At 57.7% G+C, this 2,562-nt stretch carries 3 protein-coding genes; 1 reads left to right on the top strand and 2 read right to left on the bottom strand.

Features of this window, described 5'->3' with window-relative positions; translation table 11 throughout:
* A partial coding sequence (locus tag H3V53_RS42755; protein WP_336602980.1) for a 4Fe-4S dicluster domain-containing protein occupies positions 1-415 on the top strand: 415 nt, incomplete at its 5' end.
* A 41-nt stretch (positions 416-456) separates the two neighbouring features.
* Here the strand turns inward: H3V53_RS42755 and H3V53_RS42750 are convergent.
* On the bottom strand, positions 457-822 hold the full coding sequence (locus H3V53_RS42750; RefSeq protein WP_336602979.1) for a cupin domain-containing protein: 366 nt from the start codon (positions 820-822) through the stop codon (positions 457-459).
* 341 nt (positions 823-1,163) lie between these two features.
* Positions 1,164-2,192 (bottom strand): zinc-dependent alcohol dehydrogenase family protein, encoded by a 1,029-nt coding sequence (locus H3V53_RS42745; RefSeq protein WP_336602978.1) that lies wholly within the window; start codon positions 2,190-2,192, stop codon positions 1,164-1,166.
* Positions 2,193-2,562: the final 370 nt, after the last annotated feature.

Genomic DNA, 2,562 nt, shown 5'->3' with positions numbered 1-2,562 from the left:
CGGCAACGTGCCGTGGACGCTGCATCATCAGCATTGGGATCACGAGATGCTGAAGCCGGCGTCGCAATGCAAGCCGATCGAGTATCCGAAGCCGGACGGGAAGCTGACGTTCGACCGGTTGTCGTCGGTGTTCATCTCGAACACCAATCACGAAGAGAACCAGCCGGCTCACCTGACGCTCAAGGATTCAACGGTGCCCGTGAAGGTGAACCTGCAGACGTACGCGGGCCCCGAAAGCCGCTACTGCCCCGCCGCTGTCTACGAGTTCGTGAAGAACGACGACGGCAGCGAACGCCTCGTCATCAACGCGCAGAACTGCGTGCACTGCAAAACCTGCGACATCAAGGACCCGACGCAGAACATCGTCTGGGTGACACCGGAAGGCGGCGGCGGTCCGAACTATCCGAACATGTGACGTGAGGATCGACATTTTCGGTGCCCTGCCGCGCGGGCCGCTCACGTGCGCAGCAACGAAGCTTCCGCATCCATCCAGTCGGTGCGAGGCGGGTTGAAGATATCGTACTCGAGCGTGTCTTCCAGCACGACAGCCCGGTGGATTATGCCGGAAGGAATCACAATCACTTCGCCTGCCCGGACAATCACCCCATTGGTATTATCGCTTAACCAGAAATGCATTGCGCCCTCGACGACGAAGGTGAACTGTTCGTTCGGATGGGCGTGCTCAGGTACGACGTCGCCGCACCGTAGTATGACCTGACCAATCATGATGTGCTCGGATGTAATGAATCGGCGGCTAACGCCCCCGAGAATAATCTCGCTGGGGCGGTCGATCCACCGATAGAGCTGGCTTGCATCGGACAAGGGTAGTCTCCAATTCGTGTGTGCTGCATTGGCGCTGTCACCAATAGCCACGCCGCAATACCGCGTAATGGTCGTCACTTCATCGGCTACGAGAGATTTGGATCACTTTCTTCCGAAGCGACGGGCCGGTCAATCAGACCTTCGATTACGTTCCGTGCAACGAGAAAATCACGTTTGATAGAAAAGCCGGGCAGCGCGTGGGCGCGAGGGCCGGTCCGTGTTCTTGCGAGCGAGGAAGCAACCCGTCTGCTGGCGTTCGCGCACCGTGACGGTCGAATCGAGATTACGGTCGCTGGCGCAAGCGGCATTGTGGCAACGCCCGGAATTTCCAGGCCGGAGAGCTATGCATTTTCAGCGACTTGCACGACGATTTTCCCGAATGCCCCGCGTTGGAGATGTGCGAATGCTCGCGGAACTTCGTCAAATCCATATGTCGCGTCGATGACCGGCTTGATGCGATGCATGTCGATCATTCTCACGAGGTCTTCAAGCGCGCGTCGTGGGCCCACAGAGATTCCTACGATCGACGCTCGGCTACCAAGCAGCGGCATGACGGGAAAATTCATTCGATCGGATTGCAGCAGCCCGATGACAGAAATACGTCCACCCGGCGCGAGGGCCTGCAAGGAGCGTTCGATGTTGTCGCCCGCCGCCATTTCGAGGATATGATCCGCACCGCGACCATTTGTTAGATCCAGGACTGCACGGTGCCATTCCGGTGTATTGCGACGGTTAATCCCATGTTTCGCGCCCAGTGCAAGCGCCTGCGCGAGCTTGGCGTCACTACTACTAGTGACGATCACGTTCCCGCCGTTTGCTGCTGCGATTTGAACAGCGAACAGCGATACGCCACCTGTACCCTGCACGACGATTGTGTGTCCCGCGTGCACATGGCCAAGCTCCACGAGCGCCATCCATGCGGTCAACGCTGCGACCGGTAGCGTGCTCGACTCGGCGGCGGTCAGCGATGTTGGGGCAAGTACGCACCAGTCGCCCGGCATGGCCACGTACTCGGAGAGAACTCCCTGAATCGGGCCGCCTTGCGTGGGGGCGTCAATCCACGACATTGGGGCTCCGTCGATCCAGCCCGCGATGAACGCAGAAATCACGCAGTCCCCCACCTTGAAGCGCGTGACGCCTTCGCCGAGGGCCACCACGCGGCCAGCCATGTCCGACGCGGGCGTAAATGGGAACTTTAACGGCACACCCATCCCGTTCTCCGCTACTTCGCCATCCCGGTAATTGAGCGAGACTGCCTCCACTTCGACGAGTATCTCTCCTGGGCCCGGTACCGGAATAGGAACATCCTGAATGCGAAGCTTGTCGAGGCCGAGTGATGGAATTTCCCATCGCTTCATAATGTTGTTCATTCGAAACTCCTGATGTACAGAACTCGTAAGATCGCCTCCCAAAAAATTGGGAACCGAATTGAACCGATCCGTCGCCGTGTTCAAGATGCGATTAATTGCTATAAATATAGATTGGATATCGACATCTGATAAATCGATCGCTGGCTAATTTATCGTTCGTACGCACCGGACAATTCTTATCGGCCGCCTTCGACCGAACTTGCGGTGATCTCTTTCGGCACACGGAGTTCATCGTAGGGCTGCGCGCGGAACATGACGATCTTGATTAAAACGAGCTAACGTCAAGAGTGGTGTACGGGCAACGTTAAGGCAGGGGCTATCAGGCGGCGAGTTTCTGCTGAACCGGTCGATCGTCTTGCACCGGTTCGCC

The organism is Paraburkholderia bengalensis (assembly GCF_037126505.1).
Lineage (GTDB): Bacteria > Pseudomonadota > Gammaproteobacteria > Burkholderiales > Burkholderiaceae > Paraburkholderia > Paraburkholderia bengalensis.
This window is presented reverse-complemented; position numbering and strand designations above follow the sequence as displayed.

Coding starts and splice junctions, on each gene's coding strand:
- H3V53_RS42745 (WP_336602978.1), bottom strand. CDS start 2,192: ATGAACAACATTATGAAGCGATGGGAAATTCCATCACTCGGCCTCGAC.